21 protein-coding genes and 2 pseudogenes are annotated in these 20,708 nt (G+C 67.7%); 14 read left to right on the top strand and 9 right to left on the bottom strand.

Annotated elements, in window-relative coordinates; genetic code table 11:
• Positions 1-40 precede the first annotated feature (40 nt).
• From AB0I98_RS29490 to AB0I98_RS29480, 3 genes are all read left to right on the top strand, one after another.
• Complete coding sequence (locus AB0I98_RS29490; RefSeq protein ID WP_184853734.1) at positions 41-736, top strand: type 1 glutamine amidotransferase domain-containing protein; 696 nt, start codon at positions 41-43, stop codon at positions 734-736.
• Positions 737-966: 230 nt separating this feature from the next.
• Positions 967-1,650: a type 1 glutamine amidotransferase domain-containing protein gene (locus AB0I98_RS29485; protein ID WP_093868131.1), complete on the top strand. Its 684-nt coding sequence runs from the start codon at positions 967-969 to the stop codon at positions 1,648-1,650.
• A gap of 288 nt (positions 1,651-1,938) precedes the next feature.
• Positions 1,939-2,904: an NAD(P)H-quinone oxidoreductase gene (locus tag AB0I98_RS29480; protein WP_272122817.1), complete on the top strand. Its 966-nt coding sequence runs from the start codon at positions 1,939-1,941 to the stop codon at positions 2,902-2,904.
• Between the two features lie 404 nt (positions 2,905-3,308).
• Here AB0I98_RS29480 and AB0I98_RS29475 read toward each other — a convergent pair whose 3' ends face one another.
• On the bottom strand, positions 3,309-4,214 hold the full coding sequence (locus tag AB0I98_RS29475; RefSeq protein WP_362947283.1) for an IS110 family transposase: 906 nt from the start codon (positions 4,212-4,214) through the stop codon (positions 3,309-3,311).
• A 94-nt stretch (positions 4,215-4,308) separates the two neighbouring features.
• On the opposite strand from AB0I98_RS29475, the pseudogene AB0I98_RS29470 reads away from it, so the two are divergent.
• Positions 4,309-4,401: pseudogene (locus AB0I98_RS29470) on the top strand (TetR-like C-terminal domain-containing protein); the annotation flags it as partial.
• 82 nt (positions 4,402-4,483) lie between these two features.
• Here the strand turns inward: AB0I98_RS29470 and AB0I98_RS29465 are convergent.
• Positions 4,484-5,086, bottom strand: coding sequence for a response regulator transcription factor (locus AB0I98_RS29465; protein WP_362947280.1), 603 nt, complete (start codon positions 5,084-5,086; stop codon positions 4,484-4,486).
• Positions 5,083-6,210 (bottom strand): histidine kinase, encoded by a 1,128-nt coding sequence (locus tag AB0I98_RS29460; RefSeq protein ID WP_362947277.1) that lies wholly within the window; start codon positions 6,208-6,210, stop codon positions 5,083-5,085. Before AB0I98_RS29460 ends, AB0I98_RS29465 begins: the two co-directional genes overlap by 4 nt.
• Positions 6,211-6,344: 134 nt before the next feature.
• On the opposite strand from AB0I98_RS29460, the gene AB0I98_RS29455 reads away from it, so the two are divergent.
• The 3 genes from AB0I98_RS29455 to AB0I98_RS29445 all read left to right on the top strand — a co-directional run bounded on the left by AB0I98_RS29455 (position 6,345) and on the right by AB0I98_RS29445 (position 9,098).
• Positions 6,345-7,226, top strand: coding sequence for an ABC transporter ATP-binding protein (locus AB0I98_RS29455; protein ID WP_362947275.1), 882 nt, complete (start codon positions 6,345-6,347; stop codon positions 7,224-7,226).
• Positions 7,227-7,263: 37 nt separating this feature from the next.
• Positions 7,264-7,983 carry an ABC transporter permease gene (locus tag AB0I98_RS29450; protein ID WP_362947272.1) on the top strand — a complete coding sequence of 240 codons (720 nt, stop codon included), beginning with the start codon at positions 7,264-7,266 and terminating at the stop codon, positions 7,981-7,983.
• A gap of 176 nt (positions 7,984-8,159) precedes the next feature.
• Entirely contained in the window at positions 8,160-9,098 is a 939-nt protein-coding gene (locus tag AB0I98_RS29445) for a zinc-binding dehydrogenase (RefSeq protein ID WP_362947269.1), read from the top strand.
• 366 nt (positions 9,099-9,464) lie between these two features.
• On the opposite strand, the gene AB0I98_RS29440 is transcribed toward AB0I98_RS29445, so the two are convergent.
• Positions 9,465-10,118, bottom strand: coding sequence for a TetR/AcrR family transcriptional regulator (locus tag AB0I98_RS29440; protein ID WP_362947266.1), 654 nt, complete (start codon positions 10,116-10,118; stop codon positions 9,465-9,467).
• A 100-nt stretch (positions 10,119-10,218) separates the two neighbouring features.
• On the opposite strand from AB0I98_RS29440, the gene AB0I98_RS29435 reads away from it, so the two are divergent.
• Together AB0I98_RS29435 and AB0I98_RS29430 are read left to right on the top strand one after the other, a co-directional pair.
• On the top strand, positions 10,219-11,418 hold the full coding sequence (locus tag AB0I98_RS29435) for a cytochrome P450 (protein ID WP_362947264.1): 1,200 nt from the start codon (positions 10,219-10,221) through the stop codon (positions 11,416-11,418).
• Positions 11,419-11,439: 21 nt separating this feature from the next.
• The gene (locus AB0I98_RS29430; protein WP_362947261.1) at positions 11,440-12,315 is read left to right on the top strand and encodes a hypothetical protein; all 876 of its coding nucleotides are present in this window, start codon (positions 11,440-11,442) and stop codon (positions 12,313-12,315) included.
• Between the two features lie 228 nt (positions 12,316-12,543).
• Here the strand turns inward: AB0I98_RS29430 and AB0I98_RS29425 are convergent, their stop codons facing one another.
• Entirely contained in the window at positions 12,544-12,783 is a 240-nt protein-coding gene (locus tag AB0I98_RS29425) for a hypothetical protein (RefSeq protein WP_362947258.1), read from the bottom strand.
• 149 nt (positions 12,784-12,932) lie between these two features.
• Between AB0I98_RS29425 and AB0I98_RS29420 the strand changes: the two genes are divergently transcribed.
• Positions 12,933-13,673, top strand: coding sequence for a hypothetical protein (locus AB0I98_RS29420; protein WP_362947256.1), 741 nt, complete (start codon positions 12,933-12,935; stop codon positions 13,671-13,673).
• A gap of 321 nt (positions 13,674-13,994) precedes the next feature.
• On the opposite strand, the gene AB0I98_RS29415 is transcribed toward AB0I98_RS29420, so the two are convergent.
• From AB0I98_RS29415 to AB0I98_RS29405, 3 genes and pseudogenes are all read right to left on the bottom strand, one after another.
• On the bottom strand, positions 13,995-14,783 hold the full coding sequence (locus AB0I98_RS29415) for a 3-oxoacyl-ACP reductase family protein (protein WP_362947253.1): 789 nt from the start codon (positions 14,781-14,783) through the stop codon (positions 13,995-13,997).
• A complete protein-coding gene (locus tag AB0I98_RS29410) occupies positions 14,784-15,734 on the bottom strand; it encodes an NmrA/HSCARG family protein (RefSeq protein WP_362947251.1) in 951 nt (316 codons plus the stop codon).
• A gap of 296 nt (positions 15,735-16,030) precedes the next feature.
• Positions 16,031-16,246: pseudogene (locus tag AB0I98_RS29405) on the bottom strand (transposase); the annotation flags it as partial.
• A gap of 195 nt (positions 16,247-16,441) precedes the next feature.
• Here AB0I98_RS29405 and AB0I98_RS29400 point away from each other — a divergent pair.
• From AB0I98_RS29400 to AB0I98_RS29385, 4 genes are all read left to right on the top strand, one after another.
• Entirely contained in the window at positions 16,442-17,098 is a 657-nt protein-coding gene (locus AB0I98_RS29400; RefSeq protein ID WP_362947248.1) for a GPP34 family phosphoprotein, read from the top strand.
• Between the two features lie 113 nt (positions 17,099-17,211).
• Complete coding sequence (locus AB0I98_RS29395; RefSeq protein WP_362947245.1) at positions 17,212-18,783, top strand: alpha/beta hydrolase; 1,572 nt, start codon at positions 17,212-17,214, stop codon at positions 18,781-18,783.
• Positions 18,784-18,979: 196 nt separating this feature from the next.
• The gene (locus AB0I98_RS29390; RefSeq protein ID WP_362947243.1) at positions 18,980-19,222 is read left to right on the top strand and encodes a transposase; all 243 of its coding nucleotides are present in this window, start codon (positions 18,980-18,982) and stop codon (positions 19,220-19,222) included.
• A gap of 28 nt (positions 19,223-19,250) precedes the next feature.
• Positions 19,251-19,508: a hypothetical protein gene (locus tag AB0I98_RS29385; protein ID WP_362947240.1), complete on the top strand. Its 258-nt coding sequence runs from the start codon at positions 19,251-19,253 to the stop codon at positions 19,506-19,508.
• A 408-nt stretch (positions 19,509-19,916) separates the two neighbouring features.
• Here AB0I98_RS29385 and AB0I98_RS29380 read toward each other — a convergent pair.
• Positions 19,917-20,708 (bottom strand): amidohydrolase family protein (locus tag AB0I98_RS29380; protein ID WP_362947238.1); only part of this gene is annotated, 792 nt, incomplete at its 5' end.

Genomic DNA, 20,708 nt, shown 5'->3' with positions numbered 1-20,708 from the left:
GTCAAAGCGTGAACCCCCAGCTCTCGGAGACCACCACACCATGTCGAAGATCCTTTTTGTGATGACCGGCGCCGACCACTGGACGCTGGCGGACGGCACCAAGCGCCCGACCGGCTTCTGGGCCGAGGAGGTCGTGGCCCCGTACCAGGCGTTCACGGCCGCCGGCCACGAGATCGTCGTCGCCACACCCGGCGGCGTCGTACCGCCTCTGGACCAGGGCAGCTTGGCGCCGCAGTTCAACGGCGGAGAGGTGGGGGCGAAGAAGGTGGCGGACGCCCTCGCCGCGATCGACGAGATTCAGCACCCCATCAGGCTGGAGGACGTCGACCTCGCCGACTACGCCGTCGTCTTCTACCCCGGTGGCCACGGCCCGATGGAGGACCTGGCCGTCGACGCCACCTCCGGCAGGCTCCTCATCCATGCCCTCGCCTCGGGCAAGCCGCTCGGCGTGGTCTGCCACGCACCGGCCGCCCTGCTCGCCGCCACCACGGCCGACGGCGGCAACGCCTTCGCCGGCTATCGGCTCACCGGATTCAGCAACGCCGAGGAGACCCAGACGGGCCTTGCGGCCAATGCCAAGTGGCTGCTCCAGGACCGTCTGGTCGAGATCGGCGCGGACTACCAGGAGGGCGAGCCATGGGCCCCGAACGTGGTCGTCGACCGCAACCTGATCACCGGCCAGAACCCCGCCTCCGCCGGACCCGCCGCAGCCGAAATCCTCAAGAAGCTGGCCTGAACCTCGCATATCCGCTTGCGCCTGGGAGGGGCACCAGACGCTGCTTTCGCCAGCCGGCCCCGTACGGGCGCAGTGAGGCACGCGGACGACATCGGCACCTATGACAACGGCGACTGAGGCGGCCGACTCCTCACAAGCCGTCTCACTCTTCTTTCGCAGGTCGTGGCCATGAAAAAAGCTCGTGATCCGGGCAGCCGCCACAGCCCTGCCTCACCGCCGGAGGCACACAGATGAGCAAGATCCTCGCCGTGGTCACCAACCAGTCGACCTACGGAACGAACCCCCACCGGACCGGGCTGTGGATCGCAGAGCTGGTTCACTTCTACGACCGAGTCCGCCAGGCTGGATTCGAGGTCGACATCGTCAGTCCGGAAGGGGGGCAGGTACCGCTGGATCCGCGAAGCGTCAGATTGGCCGACAAAGAGGTTCGCAAGTACATGAACGATCGCGCGTTCATGTCGAGCCTGGACCACACCAGGAAGGCGGCCGACGTCGACCCGGCCGAGTATGCAGCGATCTTCTACACGGGCGGGCATGGCGTCATGTGGGACTTCCCCGGCAGTGCCGCGCTTCAGCAGGTCGCGCGGGATATCTATGAGAACGGCGGCGTGGTCTCCTCGGTCTGCCATGGTGCCTGCGGACTGCTGAACATCACGCTCTCCGACGGCTCCCTGCTCGTCGAGGGCCGCACGGTCACCGGGTTCTCCACCGCGGAGGAGCGAGTCGCCATGGTGAAGAGCCGGGTGCCGTTCCTGGTGGAGGACGAGTTCCGCAAGCGGGGCGCGAACTATGTCAAGGCCACCATCCCGATGACCCCCTTCGCCACCGCTGACGGCAGGCTCGTGACGGGACAGAACCCCGTTTCCACCAAGGTCGTCACGGCAAAGATCATCGAGACGCTGCGCCAACTTTGACCTTGATCCGCATCGGCCGGACCGGTCCTGCTCGGGAAGTGTCTCTGGGCGTTTGGCGGTTCTGCTCGCGTCTTGTCGGTGACAGGTGGCTTGTTCTTCGAGCTCAGGGCTGTCCGGGTCCTGGGCTCGTCAGTTTCCAGTGCGCGGGCTGGACAGGCAGGCTCGGGCGGAGTTTCTGCGGCGGCCCCGGACCAGCGTGAGCTGCCGGGCGTGCCCTCTCACTCGCATTTTCACAACGTCGGACCGGCGTATGTGCCGTCCGTCAGGCGGCGCGCTCGGAGGAATGTCTTGAAAGCAGTTTCGATCAAGGAACCTGGTGGGCCGGAAGTCCTGCAGTGGATCGATGTGGAGGACCCCGTCCCCGCGAGGGGTGAAGTGGTCATCGACGTCGTTGCCAGCGCCGTCAATCGGGCCGATGTGGCACAGCGGCTGGGGCTGTACCCGGTTCCGGAGGGAGCGTCACCTTACCCGGGCCTGGAGGTCTCCGGACGGATCAGCGCTCTCGGCGAGGGTGTGACGCGTTGGCAGCCCGGCGACGAGGTGTGCGCACTGCTGACCGGAGGCGGATACGCGCAGAAGGTCGCTGTCCCTGAAGGGCAGCTGCTCACGGTGCCCAAGGGCGTCAGCCTGGTCCAGGCGGCAGCGTTGCCGGAAGCCACCGCAACGGTGTGGTCCAACGTCTTCATGACCGGTGGGCTGAAGCCAGGCGAGACCTTCCTCATGCACGGCGGAGCCGGCGGCATCGGCACGACAGCCATTCAGATCGCCAAGGCCCACGGTGCCCGCGTCGTCACCACCGTCGGCGGCCCCGAGCAGGCTGCCAGGGTCCGAGAACTCGGCGCCGACCTCGCGATCAACTACCGCACCGAGGACTTCGCCGAGCACGGCCCCTACGACGTGATCCTCGACGTCATCGGCGGCGACTACCTTCCGCGCAACATCCACTCCCTGGCCCTCGACGGGCGCTTGGTCGTCATCGGGCTGCAGAACGGCCTGACGGCCGAACTCAACCTCGTCGAACTCCTCGCCAGGCGTGCATCCGTGCACGGCACCACCCTGCGCTCCCGCCAAGCTGGACAGAAGGCAGCCATCGTGGCCGAAGTCCAGGAACATGTATGGCCATTGATCGAGAACGGAACGGTGCAGGTCGTCATCGACCGGACCCTGCCCATGGACCAAACCGCAGAAGCCCATCGCATCCTGGACGCCCACCACATCGGCAAAATCGTCCTACTCAACCCCGACGCGGCATGACTCCAAGAGTCGGCCGACCGACCCCGAACCGGTGCACGAGGCGATCGCACCGCGCCAAGCGGGAGCTTTGGACGGAGCGGGGACCGGCACACGGGACTGGAACAACAGGGACTCCTGATACTCGAGTGGCGGCGCGACCCCGAGCTTCCCAGGGGGCTCTGTTCTCGTGCCAGCCACCCGGCCGAGATCACCCGACCTGGGCCGTTGTTCGATCCCAATTGTCCTGATGACCGATAGAGATACGGCTTCTGAGATCAGAAAACTGATCAGCGCCTCTGTGTGTCAAGCGGCTTGGGCGAGTTGGTTCCCGAGGTCGCGTTTCATGATCCGGTAGACCACGTTGGACAGGCGGCGTTTGAGGGCCCTGCGGGCCTCCGTCGGCGTCTTTCCCTCCGCGATCTTCCTCAGGTAGTACTCTTGCCGCGCCCGCCGTCGCGGATCTGGCAGACGGCGATGATGTGCAGCACCGAATTCAATGCGCGATTGCCGCCGGTGTTGAGCCGGTGGCGGACGTTGTTGCCGCTGGAGGCGTCCAGGGGTGCGCTGCCGGTGTAGCTGGCGAAGTGGTGCTCGGTGGGGAAGCGGCTGACATCGCCGACGTGGCCGAGGACCTTGGCGGCCAGCACGGTGCCCAGGCCCGGCAGGGTCGTGAGCGTGGTGCGGGCCGCGGCGAGGGCGTCGCGCATCTCGGCTTCGTTCTCCTTGACTTGCCTGTCCAGCCGGCGCAGGTCGGCCAGCAGATCACGGGCTATGTCGCGGCGGCAGGCGTCGGTGGCGGTCACGGGGCGGATGGTCTTCATGGCGGCGGCGGCCTTGTCGGCGGACAGGCCGGTGGGTGCGCCGCCGTGCAGCAGGTCACGCAGGATGGCGTGGAGCCGGACGCGGGTGCGTTCGTGGACGAGGTCGTCGTGCCGCTCGGTCAGCAGCCGCAGGATCGTGGTCTGGTCCTCGGGCTCGACGGGTCGCAGGTCGTGGCGGAACAGGGCGACTTGGGCGACGTGAAGGGCGTCCGCTGCGTCTGTCTTGCGGTCGCCGCCGGTGGCCAGCAGCCGGGCTCGGGCCGACAGCGTGGAGGGCACGTCCACCACATTCTCGCCCGCGGCGGCCAACTGCTGGGCGAGTGTGCGGCCCAGGCCGCGGGCGCCTTCGATGGCGAAGCGGCGTTCGGGCCACTGCTCGCACCAGCGCATCAGCCGACGGAAGGTGCCGGCGTTGACGGCGAACCGGTGCTGGCCGGTCTGGTAGCCCGCAGGGTCGATGGCGACAGCGGTGTGGGAGGACTTGTGGGGGTCGATACCGATCAGGATCACGGGCAGCCCGCCTTGCACTCGATGCGACAGGGAAGGGAGTGCGGTGGGCACTCTGACTTGAAGTCACTGCGTCGCCTTCATGCCTCTGTCGAGCCTGACGGAGCCGGACCAGACGCACGCGGTCCGGATGCTGGGCAGCGTCTTCCACGGCCACGTCAGCCTGGCGCTGGCCGGAGGCTTCGAGCACAGGACCTTCCATCGCAGTATCAGGCGGTCCAGGTCGGATGAGGACCACAATCTCTTCGTAGCCCATTACTCGTCAGGTGCGGTCACAGCCAGTCGTGTTCGCGGGCGTACCGCGCCGCTTCGTGCCGGGTCTGGGTCTGGGTTTTGCGCATCGCATTGGACAGGTAGTTGCGGACGGTGCCCTCGGCGAGGTGGAGCTGACCGGCGATGTCGGCGACTGAGTAGCCACCTGCCGTGGCGCGCAGGACGTCGACCTCGCGGTCGGTCAGGGGGCTGTCGTCGATGAGGGCGAGTGCGGAGACGTCCGGGTCGATCCAGCGCCGTCCCTCGTGCAGGGTCGCGATGACGGACGCGATGTGTGCCGGTTCAGCGGACTTGCTGACGAACCCCTGGACGCCGAGCTTCAGTGCCCGGCGCAGTACCCCGGGCCGGGCGTGTCTGGTCAGCATCAGGATCACCTGGTCCGGCCGGACGCTGCGGATCGCCGAGACGGCGCTGAGCCCGTCGGCGCCGGGCATCTCCAGGTCGATGACGAGGACGTCGGGCTGGTACCGCAGGGTGGCGCGGACTGCGTCCTCGCCGTCCGCGGCTTCGGCGCGGACGGTGATGTCGCCCTCGAGCGGCAGCAGCGCTGCGAGCGCCTTGCGCAGGAGTGCCTCGTCGTCGGCAAGTACGACGGTGGTCATCGGGCCTCCTGTGCCTCGGGACCGGGCGACGGGATGTCGGCGGCGGTCAGGAAATCCCCGTTCTTCTGGTCCACTGTGAGCTTTCCCCCGTTGTCGGCCACACGTTGTTCGAGAACGGCGAGACCGCTGAGTTCTGAGGGCGGCTTGTCTGGTGCGCCGTCATTGACGATGGTGATGCCTGACTCGGACAACGTGATCCGGACTTCCCGGGCCTGGGCGTGCCGCAGGATGTTGGTCGTTGTCTCGCGCAGGACCTGGCCGAGCAGCTCGCCCGCGTGACTGTCCGCGTCCGCAACGCGACGGATGTGTACCGTGATGCCGGCGGCCTCGAACAGGTTCTTCGCATTCTCCAGCTCAGCGGGGAGGTTGAGTCGACGCTGCGCGTAGACGAGCTCCTTGGTCTGGGTGATGGTGTCGCTGACGAGCGAGTAGATCTCAAGCAGCTCCTGCTCCGCCCGGCCGGGGTCGCGGTGCACAAGCTTCCGTGCAAGGGCGACCTTGAGCTTCACCACGTGCAGGGTGTGACCCTGGATGTCGTGCAGGTCGCTGGCGAACCGTATACGCTCGCGCACCACGGCCAGCTCCGCCTCATGCCTGCGCGACTCCTCCAATTCGTGGACGACATCGTAGAACCGCTTGTTGGGGAACATCAGCCCCGTCACGATGGCGGTGAGGCCCGCGGGGACGATGACATACCTGATCAGCACTTGACGCGGGTCGTCATCCGTCATCAGGAACCGTGCCGCGCCCACGAGAGCAACGTAGGCGACCAGGGTGACGGCGGCTGCGCCACGATGGCGGCGCAGGCGCGGCACGACCAACGGGCCCACGATGGCCAGGCCGAAGATCGCCTTCCCGCTCCCGGCCACCAGCGCACCGAAGAGCCAGACGCCCGCGGCGAGGACCAGGCACGGCACGGCGACCCGGGCCAGACTGCCCGCCGCCCAGGACAGGAAGGCCACCAGTGCCGCGACCACACCCAGACCCAGGACCACAGCGTCCAACCAGGACTCGGCGTCCAACGCCACCATGAGCACCCCGCTGACAGCGACCATCGGGAGCACCAGGATCAGGTTGAGCCGACGCAGCCGTCCCTGTGCCGTCGCCTCGGTAATTTCAGACATCGTTCAGCCAGTATCCGTAGGGAGCTTCCGGTCCACCAGTGACACTGCGTCATGCCTGCCTGGCAGGAATGTCATGGCGCGGACGTGATGCGAAGCCACTATTGGGAGCGCGTCGCGGCCGGTGGAATCGAGGCATGTCCACTACAGCAGTCATCGAGGTCACGAACCTCAACGTCCGCTACGGCGATTTCCATGCCGTGAAGGATCTCTCGTTCCAGGTGGGGCGTGGCGAGTTCTACGCACTGCTCGGCACCAACGGCGCAGGCAAGACCTCGACCCTCGAGGTCATCGAGGGACACCGGCCGGCCCAGTCGAGCACCGTCCGCGTCTTGGGGCAAAGCCCGCGCGACCGCGCTGCCGTGCGCTCGCGGATGGGCATCATGCTGCAGGAGAGCGGCTTCTCCCCGGATCTCACGGTGAAGGAGTCGGTCCGGCTGATCGGCACGCTGACCCGGCGGCACGACAACGTCGACCGCGTTCTGGGCATCGTGGGTCTGACCCACAAGGCGGGCACCAAGGTGTCGCAACTCTCCGGCGGCGAGAAACGCCGTCTGGACTTCGCCACCGCCGTGTACGGCGGGCCCGAGCTGGTCATCTTGGACGAGCCGACGACCGGCCTGGACATCCAGTCCCGCGACGCGCTCTGGGCCGCCGTCGACAGGCTGCGCGACGAGGGATCCACGGTCGTGCTCACCACTCACTACCTGGAGGAGGCGCAGCAACGGGCCGATCGCATCGGGCTCATGCACGAGGGGACCTTCCACCGTGAGGGGACCGTCGTCGAGCTGACGCACACCCTGCCGTCGGTGATCACCTTCGTTCTCCCGGCCGGCGCTCCCGAGCCGCCAATGGGAGCGGTGCAGGTGGACGGGGCCTTCCGCGTGGAGACCTTCAGCCTGCAGGAGGACCTCTACCGCCTGCTGGGCTGGGCTCACGACGCCAGGGTGGACTTCCGGGAACTGGAGTCCGGTCCGACCCGCCTCGACGATGTCTTCCGCGCCATCACCGGCGGCTGAACCCACCAACGCTTTGCCACGAAGGGACCCAACCCCCATGTTCGCGATCGCTCGCAGTGAGCTGATCCAGATCTTCCGGAACCGGCTGGTTCTGGTCACCGGACTTATCGTGCCGGTCGCCATCAGTGCGTACTTCGTCTACCAGTACGAGATCTTCGAGGATATGGCTGGCCTCGGCTACATCGCGGCGATCGTGATGTTCACCGTGATGGCCTTCGGGCTCTACACCACGGCCGTGACCACGCTGGCCTCGCGTCGGCAGAACCTCTTCCTCAAACGGCTGCGCTCCACCGCCGCGGGCGACGTCGATATCCTCACCGGGCTGCTCTTGCCGGTCACCGTCATCGCGTTGGTCCAAGCGGTCGCGATCCTGACCGTGCTCGGCGCGGTCGCCACCGAACCGTCCCAGATCCCGCTCCTCGCGGCTGCCGTCCTGGCCACGCTGACCATGATGGTCGGCCTGGCACTCGCCACGGCGGGGCTCACGAACTCGCCGGAGCACGCTCAGGTGACGACGCTGCCCGTCAGCATGTCGGTGATCGCGGTCGCCAGCTGGGTAGGCCTCACCGGCACCGAAAATCTCACCCTGCTCAAGCGGCTACTACCCGGCGGCGCGGCCACCGAACTGGTCGTCAATGCCTGGGACGGCAGCGTACCCGTCGCGGACTCCCTGATCCTGCTGGTCCCCACACTGGGCTGGGTCGTCGTCGCTGTCGGGCTGGCCTCCCGCCTCTTTCGTTGGGAACCACGCCGATGAACCCGGCCGGGAGCCGCTGGCCCGCGGCGCCCGGCGACGACATCGCCGCCTGCGGTTCCACCACCAAGGCTGTCCCGACCCCGTAAACCACATGCTGCTCGCGGCCCCAAGACCAGCAGCGCCACGTGCCGCCTCTCCTGCCGCCCGGGAGGACGGCGGAGGAGGTAAGCCCGACCATGCGCGCCCTGCTCATCGACCGCTCAACGCCTAGAGGTATCCGTCTCGGTGAGGCGGAAGCACCCCGGCCAGCGCCCCACCAGGCACTGGTACGCGTTGTCGCCACCTCGCTCAACTTCGGCGAGGTGAGCCACGGCATTGCCACGGCGGTGCCGGGGCACGTTCTCGGCTGGGATGCGGCCGGCGAAGTGGAAGAAGCCGCCGCCGACGGATCCGGACCACCTGTCGGCACCCCCGTGCTCACCGTCGGCGCCGATGGCGGATGGGCCGAACTCCGCGCCGTGGACACCGGGGCGCTGGCCCCCGTACCGGTCGGCAGCGATCCTGGCGCGCTCAGCACGCTGCCTGTTGCCGGACTCAGCGCCCTTCGCGCTCTGCGCCGTTTCGGACCGGTGTCCGGTAAGCGCGTTCTGATCACTGGCGCGACGGGCGGCGTAGGACGATTCGCGGTGCAACTCGCCCACGCCCAGGGCGCTCGAGTCACCGCGTCCACAGGCGACCCTGACAGAAATGGCGATGCCCTTCGGGCGATGGGCGCGGACGAGGTCGTTCCCGGGCCCGAGCACGCCGACGGCGACATGGACGCCGTCGTGGACTCGGTCGGCGGGCAGCAGCTGGTGAAGTCCTTCGCGAAGCTGGCCGCCCACGGCACGCTCGTCGCCGTCGGCGACGTCACCTCGCGTCCCGTCACGTTCCCGCCGGGTGCCTTTCTCGGCAGTGAGAACCGGCACGGACGCGCGATCGTCACGTTCTACTCGTTGGACGGCCCTGCGCCCGGCCAGGATCTGGAACACCTGGCCCAGCTGATGGCCGAGAAGGTGCTCACGCCCCACATCGGCTGGCGCGGCGACTGGAGTCGCGCGGATGAGGCCGTTGACCTGCTGACATCCCGCCGCCTCCACGGCAAGGCGGTCCTGGACATCTCAGGCGGTCGGTGACCTCAAAAGTGCCGAATCTCAGCTGACGGGACCGGACCGACGGACAGCCGCTGGTCGCCGCCGCGAACCTCCGCTCATGCCGATTCCCGGATGCACCGCACGACCTGGTCGGAATCCGAAACACTGGCGGATCGGGTCGATCAGGGACCGATGTCGACAGGCCGCTGTCCGGCGTGTTCGATTCCGTGGGTAGTAGTGCCGCCATCACTGCGGGTCGGGAGTGTAGACGGTCAGGAACGACTTCTGGTTCTCGCGTTGGACTTCGGAGGCGTCGGCGTGGGCGGCGGGGAGGCTCTCCCGCCCGGCAGACTGTCAGGCAGGGGCAGCGCGCAAGCCCGAGGGCCGTTCGCTCACTGACCTTCTGGTTCAGCTTCGTTCTTGGCGCGCAGGCACCGCGTCCAGCACCAGCTCCACTGTGGCGAGGAAGCTCTCGCGGGTGAAACCGACGGGTTCGATGCGGCGACCGTAGTGACCCAGCGCGGGAAAGTCTGCCGGGTCGGCGCCCAGCGTGATCACTCGGAAGGTTTCCAGTCTCCGCTTTCGCTCGGTCGGGCCGGAGGATTGGCTGGCAGCGTGCGCGGAGATCAGGGACACGGACAAGGTCACCAGCCTGTGGTACCACTCAGGGATGAGTTCCTCGGGCACCCCGGCGTCGCTGAGGGCCTGCAGGGTCTCCTCGATCACCAGCTGGCTGCCAGGCCCGCTGCCCGGATAGTGGCTGGCGTCCTTCGCCAGCTGCGGCATCGCGGCGTACGCATCCCACGAGCGCAGGGTCAGGTCGACGAGCCGCGCACGCCAGGTCCCCTGCCGCCGGTAGCCGTGCATGGCCTGGACCAGCACATGGTCCACGATCGCGAGCATCAGCTCGGTGCGGTTGCGGAAGTGGCGATACAGGCTGGAGGAGTCGGTACCCAGCTCGGCGGCCAGCTTGCGCATGCTGAACACCTCGTCCCCCTCGGAGCCGGAAAGCAGCTCCACGGCAGCGTCCAAGATGGTCTGCTCGTTCCAACGCTGACGCATGGCGACAGCTTAGTCGAGCGGAGTGGGCGCAGCACCAGACGACGAGAGCGGTGTTGAACGCGATGTTGCGCGCAGTGCGTGCATGCGGTGCAATGGGCCCATGACAGACCTGCACGAGCTGGTCGCCCTGCGGAACGGGTTCGATATCGACCCGGGCGTGCGGAGCCGGCGTGACTCCGGTGAGGTCTACCGGGTGCGATCGCCGCTGGGGCACGAGGCCACCCTCTTCAGCCGCTACGACGATGTCCGGGCCGTACACAGCGATGCCGAACGGCTCCGCCTTGACGCGATCGGCCCGTCCCCCGGCTTGGCAGCCGAGGGCGTGGACGACGAAGAGATGAAGCAACGCCGTGCCGGGCGGCTGCTGATGCTGGATCCACCCGAGCACACCCGCCTGCGGCGGCTGCTGACGGCGACGTTCACGGTCCGGCGGGCCCAGGCGCTGGGCCCGCGGATCCAAGAGATCGTCGACGAGCACCTGGACGCGATGGAGGCCGCCGGTCCGCCCGTCGATCTGGTTTCCGCGTTCGCGTTACCGGTGCCGTCACTGGTGATCTGCGAGTTGCTCGGGGTGCCGTTCGCCGACCGGGCCGAGTTCGGTGCACGCAGCAACCGGTTCTTCGACACGACCATGTCCCCGCAGGAACGGCTGCGGTTGGACGCCGAAGCTGACGCTTACATGCACACCCTGGTCGCACGGCATCGGGAAAAGCCAGGGGACGACCTGCTGAGTCTCTTGATCCGCGAGCACGGCACGGGTGCGCTTTCCGACGAAGAGCTGGTCGGCCTGGCGGACCTGCTGCTGATCGCCGGCCACGAGACCACTGCGAACGTGATCTCACTCGGAACGCTCGCGTTGCTGCGCCACCCCGACCAGCTCGCGCTGGTGCGCGACGATCCGAGCGCGGTCGAGGACGCGGTGGAGGAGTTGCTGCGCTTCACCTCGGTCCTGCACGCCGGCTTCGTCCGGGTAGCTGTCGAGGACACCACCATCGGCGGGCACCTGGTCCGGCGTGGCGAACACGTGGTTACCTCGCTGCCCGCGGCGAACCGCGATCCGGCGCTGCTGGATGGCGGAGACGACCTCGACGTCACCCGTGGCCGCTGTCCGCATGTTGCCTTCGGCCACGGCATCCACCACTGCCTCGGCGCGACTTTGGCTCGCCTCCAACTACAGCTGGCGCTGCCGGCATTGCTGCAGCGGTTCCCCGGGTTGCGCCTCGCCGACCCCGCCGCCAGACCCGCCTTCAAGCACCGTGCACTGATCTACGGCCTGCGGTCCCTGCCCATGGCCTGGTGACCATCGTGAAAGGAACTCCCGTTGACCATCGACGAACAGTCCAACGCCGCGCTACTGACCGAGGACGACTTTCCTGACCACCAGCAGGTGGTTCAACGGTTCGGCGACCTCGCACCGGACGGCACGACAAGCACAGTGGCATTGACGCGTCTGTTCGAGCATCCCCGGGTTGGTCTGCGCTTCTCGCGCTTCGACAAGCTCACGGCGGACGGCGGGTTCAAGCCGTACCAGATCCTGTTTGTCGGCCAGCGTGTCGAACAGCAGACGGCGTTCGGCAAGGTCGGCGCGACCGTCCGGATCGGCACCGGTATCCGCGCGATCGGACGGTCCTCGTACACCTACGGTCAAGGCATGTTCGTCGACGGGCACCTCGTCGCCACGGCTGAAGCCACCATCGTCCTCGCCGACAAGTCCGGGTCGATCACCTTGCCGGACGAACTGCTCGCCGACCTTGAGGAGCTGCAACTGCCGGAAACCGGTGCAGCAGTCGCGTCGAAACCCGACCCGCGTCGCCGCGAGCGGCAGTACTACCCGGCCGCTGCCACCGTCCACAGCCGCGTCGGGGACGTCGACCTCAACCAGCACGTCAACTACATCGCCCAACTGGGCTGGTACGACGAGGCGATCGCGTCCTATGCACACCGTCTGCTGGGAGACGACGCTGCCAGGAAGCTCCCCCGATACCTCCCTTGGCGCTACCGCGTGACCTACCTCGGCGAAGTCCTTCACCCTCGCTCCTACGACATCGGGATCGCCGTCAGCGGACACGACGAGCACACCGTGCACTACGAACTGGGACTGTTCGACGGTGGACAGTGCCTGGGGACCGCGGACGCCGCCGCACCACGCGGCAGGCTTTCCGCCACGGCACTCGCCGACGGCGAATTCACGAGCTGATCCATTGGCGGACCACTCATGACCGGTACGCGCTCACCGTTCCAGAACACAAGTCGATCAAGCCGCAGGCAAGAGAGATCGTCGCTGGCCAGCCGATCAGAAACGTCCTGCCATGCCGCTGAGCACGCGACCGCTGAACGCACTCTCGTGCCGCGAACCGGCCGTTCGCCGCTACAGCCTGGGCGCGGGTCCTCTGGCCATGCGTTCGGACGAAGTGGAGCGTCGAGGTCAGGTGATCGCGGTCGGATCGACGAGTTTGGCCTCCAGGTCGGCGACGCGGCGGTCCTGGAGGCACAGGTTGGAGCGAGCGGCCTCCAGGCCCTCGTCGCCGCATGCGCCACAGACAAGAACCTCGTCGACGAGGCCGCCGCCCGCGTGTCCGTGAGCGAGGTGCCCCGGGACGTGCGGCGCGCGGTCATCGGCACAAACGCCCGAGCACCGCGGGGAGCCGGTGCACAGCCTGGTCAAGGACGACGTTGCCTCGGCGCAGTTGGCCTCGGACCTATTGCGCTCCCATAGCCGTGAACCACTTCATCACGTCGTTCGTCGAGGACAGGCCCCGTGGACACTCGCCACGCCCGTTGCCATGCTGAGATCACAGAAGCGTGGGGAGAGGCATGGGCTTCATACGTCGGATGTGGGCGCGGATGTTTCCGGAGCCGTTCTACGACACCCGTCACCAGCAGCAGAACACGGAGCCCGTGAACATCTCAGGGTGGCTTGAGAGCCCCGAGGGACGGAAGTTCATGCTGACCCTCTCTGAAGCTGACCGACAGGACTTTGAGCGTCTGAGTCGGAACGCTGCAGGCTCCCGGGACCGTCTGCCTCGTTCCCCTGAAGACGTGGAGAAGGCAACTCAGCAGGCTACGCGGGCGTATCAGCTGGTTGATGAGGTGCGCAGGCTCGCGAAGGATGCCGGCCTGGGCGTCTCACGGTGGCTTGAGAACTCCGAAGGACGGAACTTCATGCTGACCCTCTCTGCGTCTGACCGACAGTCCCTGCAGGATCTGCTGCGGCGCTCTGCGCAGACCAAGACGGAAGCCGCGCATCAGTCGATGCGACGGCGCGCAGAGGATGAGGGGCGCTCAGCTCAGAGCGCGATCGACGAACGGTGGCGGTCCGCCAGGAACGCCGAGACGCAAGCCCAGGCACTCCTGGAGGTCCATCAGTCCCCACTGACCGCTCCTGCTGCCTTGGCCATGGCAGCGGCTCTCGCCAGACGCGGCAAGCTCAACGAAGCCAACATGCGCCGGGCCGAAGAGCTCTACGAGGATCGGGTGAAGAAGGCGTCGGCCGACTACTGGCCTACCGGAGAGAGCGTCGTCTCCCTGTTGTTCGGCCCTGGCCACCGCACCTGACGACCGGCACCTCGCCGAGGCCCCCCGTATCTTCTTCGCGGTCCCCTTGCAGGACCGCGAAGAAGATACGGGGGGCGTGGTCCAGCGGAAGCCTGGGGAGGCGGCAGGCGGGGCCCCGTGGAAGCGGCGGGTGCCATGGAGCGTCTCGCGTTTGAGGGCTACGTTGAACGATTCGGTGAGTGTGTTGTCTGCGTTCGTGCCGTGAACCGCTCCGGGACAGGCCCGAGCCTGCATCAGACCCGGAGCGCTTCACACGACGGCACCGCCGCATTGGGCACCGAACGCCCAGGCCAGCGACCTCAGCCACGGCTGTCGCTGGTGTCAGACGGTGTAGCCGCCGTCGATGTTGATCGTCGCGCCCGTAACGTAGGCCGACTCGGAGCCGGCGAGGTAGACGATCAGGCCGGTCAACTCATCGGGAGACGCGAACCGATTGGCCGGGGTCAGTCCGGTCATCAGATCGGCGTGGTCCCCTTCGGACGGATTGCTGTCTGTCGCGATCGGGCCCGGCTGGATGTTATTGACCGTGATCGCCCTCGGCCCCAGCTCCCGGGCCAGTGCTCGGGTGAAACCGCCGATGGCCGCTTTGGTGAGGGAGTACGTCGTGCCGTTCGGGATCGGCATCCGCTCGGCAAAGACGCTGCCGATTGAGATGATCCTGCCTCCGTCGCCCATGTGCCGCAGGGCTTCCTGTGTGGCCACCCACACCGAGCGTACGTTCACCGCGACGTCCCGGTCGAAGTCGTCGACGGTAAGTTCCCCGATCGGTGCGAGGTGGGCGCCTCCGGCGTTGTTCACCAGGATGTCCAAGCGGCCGAAGGCTTCCACGGTGCCGGTGACCGTCGCGCGGACGGCTTCGGCGTCTCCCGAATCGGCCGCCAACGCCACCGCCCTGCCGCCTTCCGACGTGATCTCGGCGACGACTTTGTCGGCGTGGCTCGGGGACGAGTGGTAGGTGATGGCGACAGCCGCGCCCTCACGGGCGAGGCGACGCGCGATGGCCGCACCGATGCCACGGCTCGCGCCTGTGACCAAGGCGACCTTGCCGCTGAGTGGCCCGTTCGTCCTTCCCGCCGAGCCCTCATGAGACGCCGTCTGTGTCGCGCTCATTCACTTCACCTCGATCTTCGAGGAGTTCTCGGCCAGCCAGGCGTCAAAGTCCTTCAATGCCGGATTGATCTCGCGCAGCCGGTTCAGATCGCGGGCGCCGGTGAACTCCTGGTCGAAGTCGCCGTAATACTGGAACATGTTGGCGATCTCCGCAGCCGCCGGGATGTCCAGGGCGCGGAAGACGTCGTAGGGCACCGAGTTGAAGCGCACCGGTTCGCCGAGCGCGGTTCCCAGCTTCTCCGCGTACTGCGCACCGGTCAGGTGGTCGCCGGCCAGGCTGATGGTGGCGCCGACGAACTGCTCACCACCCTTGAGGATGGCGTGCGCGATGCGGCCGATGTCCGCCACGTCCACCCCGGCGAGGAGCTTGCCGTCCTCCAGCGGCAGGGTCAGGGTCAGTGCACCGTCCTCGGCGCGCTGAGGGCCCATGGCCTGCAGGAAGCCCTGGAAGAAGAAGGTGGTGTTCAGGAAGGTCGTCGGCACTCCGGCCTGTGTGAAGAGCTCATTGGCCTCACCCTTGGCGTCGAAGTGCGGCACGTTGTACTTGTCCTGGAGGACGGGCATCCGATCGTCGTCCAGCGGCAGCAGTTCGCGCGTGTCCTCGAGCGTCGACCAGACCACATGACGCAGCCCCGTGGCCTTGGCAGCCCGGACCAGGACGTCTACTTCCTCGGTCTCCTTGGCCGCCGAGCCATGCGCCCAGAAGTTGGTGACGAGGAAGGCGCCGTAGGCACCCTCGAACGCTTGGTGCACGGTCGGCTCGTCGTAGAAGTCCGCCTGGACAACCTCCGCCCCGAGCTCAGCAAGCTCCCTGGCCGCAGGCGAGTTGGGGTTCCGGGTCAGCGCGCGCACCGTGAAGCCCGAGTCCGGATCGGCGAGGATCGCCCGTGCGGTGCCACCACCCTGTGCGCCCGTCGCTCCGGCGACCGCGATGACCTTCTTGTCGCTCATACCAGCTACCCCTGTCCGAGTGGAGAACAATCTAGTTGAGGTATCAACTGAATCAGGATTACGTTGATGCATCAACCTTTGCCCATGAGATTCGGCCAGGTAGCGAAAGCCGTGAATGATCGGTCAATCGACGAGCTGGTGGGGCCGCGCCCGGGCCGAGGGCCTAGTAGTGCTTGGTCAGGTTGGTATCGGTTCCGGTAGGTCGCGGTGACAGGTGGGGCAGGCGCCGGTCCAGAGTGCGAGGAGTAACTGCAGTTCGCGTACGACCTGGTGGAGACAAAGGCTGGCGCCGTCTCTTTTGGGGACCGGGTGATGCGCTGGAGGGTGTAGAAGGCGTGCGCGACGGAGACCAGAGTGACGCGATGGTGCGAGCCGCGCCAGGTGCGGCCTTCGAAGTGGGCCAGGCCCAGGGCCTGCTTCATCACCCGGTAGTCGTGCTCGATGCGCCAGCGGAGTTTCGCGGTGCGCACCAAGGTGGCCAGCGCCGTGTCGGCGGGCAGGTTGGACAGCCAGACTAGAAACCCAGATGATCTGTCACTTAGTGTCAATTTGCCGTACAGTGACACCTGCTCAGGGAGAGTTTCCGCAGGCCTCTGTCCATCGTTCTGGTGTGACGCGTCGTGGGAGGCGAGGAGGGTGACGCCCCCCGTAGGCCGCCCGCCGCCCTCTCCCCGCCACGGAGGCCTCGGCCCGACGCGAAGGATGCAATGAACCTGAACCTCCCGCAGCGGATGTACCTGCTCTGCTACACGGTGGACAAAGAGGAGTTCGAGGCCGTCAACCTCCAGGGGCGTGGGCAGCTTCTGCGCGCCGCGGCCCTGGCCGAGCTGGCCTTCGACGGACTGCTCACCACCCAGAAGAAGAAGGTCGTCCGGAGCCATGCCGAGGCGCCCCACGATCCGTTCCTCGCCGACGTATGGCGTGACGTACCCCCGGAGAAGCCCAAGAGCTGGCTCCAGTTCGTGCACAACAAGGCCACCACCGCGGAGAAGCCAGTGCGTGAGCAGATCGTTGCGGCGGGGGCCGTCTCACCACCCGTCAAGCGCAGTCTCCTCTCGCCGATCGCCTCCCACCAGGTGACCGTCAACGATCCGAAGCAGGTCCTCACCCTTCACACGACAGCTCGCAGCGCCGTGCTGGACGGTGCTGACCCGGCGACTGTCCCGGCGGACGAGCTGGCCATGGCGGTACTCCCCGTCGAGTGCGAAGTGCTGAGCGTCTTCGCCTCGAAGGAAATGCGCCAGCACAAGCGCACGCTCAAGGCTTACGCCCAGCACTTCGACTCGCTTGTCCCCGGACTGCGTGCGGCCCTACGTGACTCGTTCCTGGCGGCCAGGGGCACCGGCGGAGGCTGGGGCAGCTAGGCATCCCGGCGCGGGCGCCCCCACCTCCCCCGCCAGATCTCAAGAGTCAGTCAGAGCCGCCGCATCGCTCGCCCCCCAGCACCACCACACACCCCCAACGTTAAGGAGATTGCATGCCCTCCCCCTCCGCCCTCGGCATCCGGCCGAAAGAGTCAGCGGTGCTGCTGCTCGTGCTGTTCGCCATCAGCGCGTGCAGCCAGTCCGCGCCGCAACCGAAGTCGTCCGCATCCGCTCAGCCGACTGAGAAGCTGTCCCGCTTCTACAACCAGAAGCTCGCCTTCGGACCCTGCAAGGGCTTCGGAACGAGCCCGGCTGAGGAGAAGCTCTACGCGGACTCACGGCTGGAGTGCGCCCGGCTGGAGGTGCCGCTCGACTACGACGCTCCTGAAGGCAGGACGGGGCAGGTCGCGGTGTTGCGCGTCCCCGCACGCGAGAAGTCCGCCGGGTCGCTCCTGCTCAATCCAGGCGGGCCGGGCGGGCCCGGTCTGCCCTTCGCCGCAGCCACCGGCAAGGCCCTGGCAAAGAGCCCGCTGACCGCACGGTTCGACCTCGTGGGCTTCGACCCTCGCGGAGTCGGGGCGACCAAGCCGGCCATCACCTGCTTCACCAACGGGGAGTACCGCAACGGCGACGTACAGACCGAGTTCATCACGTCGGCTGGAGAATTCTCCGCGGACGACACCGGGCGGCTGGTCGAGAAGTGCGAGCAGCGCTCCGGCGGCAAGGAGAATCTCGCCGCAGTGGGAACCCGCGATACGGTCCGCGACATGGACGTCCTGCGAGTTGCCCTCGGCGAGAAGAAGGTGACCTTCCTCGGGCAGAGCTACGGGACGCGGATCGGCGCGCTCTACGCGCAGGCGTACCCGGACAAAGTGCGGGCCATGGTGCTCGACGGGGCGGTCGATCCCCATCTCGGCAGCGAACGGAGGCTGTCGCAGTACGCCGGCCTGCAGCGCTCCTTCGACAAGATGGCCGCCGACTGCGCCACCCGTCCGAAGTGCCCCCTAGGACAGGAATCGGAGCGGGCCACGGAGAACTTCCAGAAGATTGCCCGCAAGCTGCTCGACAAGCCGGTGCCCTACGGAGACGGGCAAAAGTTCACCTTCGACGACCTCGTGGGCTCCGTCATCGTCGCGCTGTACTACCAGCAGACCTGGCCAGCGCTCACCATGGGGCTCACCGAGCTCCAGGCAGGCGACCCCTCCCGGTTCGTGAAGCTGAGCGCCGTCTTCAGCGGACGCAACCCGGACGGCAGCGGCAGCAACTTCACCGACGCGAACTTTGGCATCGGCTGCATGGACGAGGAACGAAAGGGTCCGCAGCAGGCTGGCGAGTTCCGACAAAAGCTCTACGCCAAGGCGCCGTTCGCCGATCCCGGCGGCAGTCGCGAAGGCGCCCGCGACGCCTGCGAGGCTTGGCCAGCCCCGCCGAAGGTCACCTACCCCTTCCCCGACCAGGTCGATGGACTGCCGCCCATTCTGACCGTCTCGATCACCGGTGATCCAAGCACCCCCTACCGCGCCGGGGTCACCCTCAGCAAGGCCCTCGGCGGCAGCCTGCTCACCGTCAAGGGAGAGCAGCACACCATCGCCGCGTCAGGAACCAACCCCTGCGTAAACAAGATCGTCGCTGACTATCTGATCAACCTCAAGACCCCGCCCCCGACAGCACGTTGCGAGGTGTGACCCCTTCGACGCCGAGGCCTGTTCTGCCAGGTTCCTGGGCCGTTCTCGTGGGGCCGCCCAGATCATCCCGGGCTGGCCGTACTCGTTCGTCGCCGCGCTCACCCCGGACCGCACGTCGTGAACGCAGGTCCTGGACGCGGTCCGGTCAGGGCCCACCGGCGACGACGCGACCGTCACCGCCGACCAGCTGCGGGCTGTGGTCGAGCGCCTGGTCGCGGCCGGTCAGTGGCAGTGCGGCGACCGGAACATCCTGGTCATGACGGACACGGGCTACGACGTGATGCGCCTGGCCTGGGTGCTACGCGAGCTTCCCGTCGAGCTGGTCGCGCGCCTTCGTTCGGATCGCGTCCTGCGGCTGCCGAAGCCACCGCACGTCTACGACCCCAAGGGCGGCCGACCGTCCAAGCACGGACCGGAGTTCCCGTCTGGCGAAGCCTGAGACCTGGCCGGAGCCGACGGTGGTGACCATGAACGACACGCCCCGCTACGGCAAGGCCGAGGCCCGTGCGTGGGACCGGGTCCACACCCGGCTCACCCACCGCTCGGCCTGGATCGACCTGGACGGCGAACTCCCCCTGGTGGAGGGCAGGTTGATCCGGCTCAAAGTCGACTGCCTGCCCGGTGGCCGTGACGCGCCACCGGTCTGGCTGTGGTCCTCCGCGACGGCGCCACCCCGGACGACGTCGACTTCGTCTCGTCGTGCTACCTGCGCCGATTCGACCTGAAGCACACGTTCCGCCTATTCAAGCAGTCCCTGGGCTGGAGCCGCCCCAGGCTGCGTGATCCGCAGTCGGCGGACCGGTGGACCTGGCTCGCCGTCGCAGCCCACACCCAACTCCGCCTCGCGCCGCCGCTGGCAGCCAACCGACGCAACCCCCGGGAGAAGACCACCCGCACCGTCACCCCGCTGACCCCGACCCGGTCCAGCGCGGGTTCAGGAACATCCGCCCCACCTCAGCAGTCCGGCCCGTGCACCCAAACCCACCCCGGCCGGGTCCAGGACGGCCACCCGGCTCGAAGAATCGGCCGCCCACCACCCGCTACGACGTGGGCAAAGCCATCAAACGACCCGAGACCCTAGTCGCTCTGCGTGATCGCCCCTCCCCTACAACGCGGAAGGGCCGTCGAACGGCTCACCCCCGGAGCATGTGAGCGGACGCCGTGGCCACTGCCCGCTGGGCGGCGATGCGGTCGACGCGCAGAGGTTCTCCGTAAGCGACCACCTGTTGGCCGGCGACCCAGACGTCGCGCACGGCCCGGGAACCGGCGGCCCACACGAGATTGGCGAGCAACTGCTCGTCCGGGACATCGAGTCCCGCGGCGAAGTGCGGCCCGTCCACGCCGACGTGAATCATGTCGGCCCACGCGCCGGGGCCGAGCGTGCCGATGTCCTGGCGCCCCACTGCGGCGGCTCCACCGCGGGTCGCCATCAGCAGGGCGTCCTTGGCGGTCAGGGCGAGAGGATCCCCGGTCGTCGCACGGGCCATCATCATGGCAAGCCGCATTTCCTCCCACAGGTCGAGGTCGTCGTTGCTCGCCGGTCCGTCGGTGCCCAGGCCCACCGCGACGGAGCCCGCCCGCAGTGCCGTGAGATCGGCGATGCCCGAGGCGAGCTTGGCGTTGGATCCGGCGCAGTGGGCGACTCCGGCGCCGCCGTCGGCGAGAAGCCGGACATCCTGGGCGGACAGGTGCACGGCGTGGGCCGCCAGCAGGCGCCCGTCCAGGAGGCCGACGTCATCGAGCAGTTGGGGGACGGATCCGTATGCCGCCCGCTGTTCCTGGTCCTCCGTCAGGGACTCGGCGACGTGGATGTGCACGAGGGCTCCCCGCGCGGCAGCCGACTCGGCCGTCGCCCGAAGGGCCTCCACGGGCAGGGTGTAGGCGGAGTGCGGGCCGTAGCACAACTCGACACGGCCACCGGGACC

The organism is Streptomyces sp. NPDC050211, assembly GCF_040656035.1.
In the GTDB taxonomy this organism is placed as follows: Bacteria; Actinomycetota; Actinomycetes; order Streptomycetales; family Streptomycetaceae; genus Streptomyces.
This window is presented reverse-complemented; position numbering and strand designations above follow the sequence as displayed.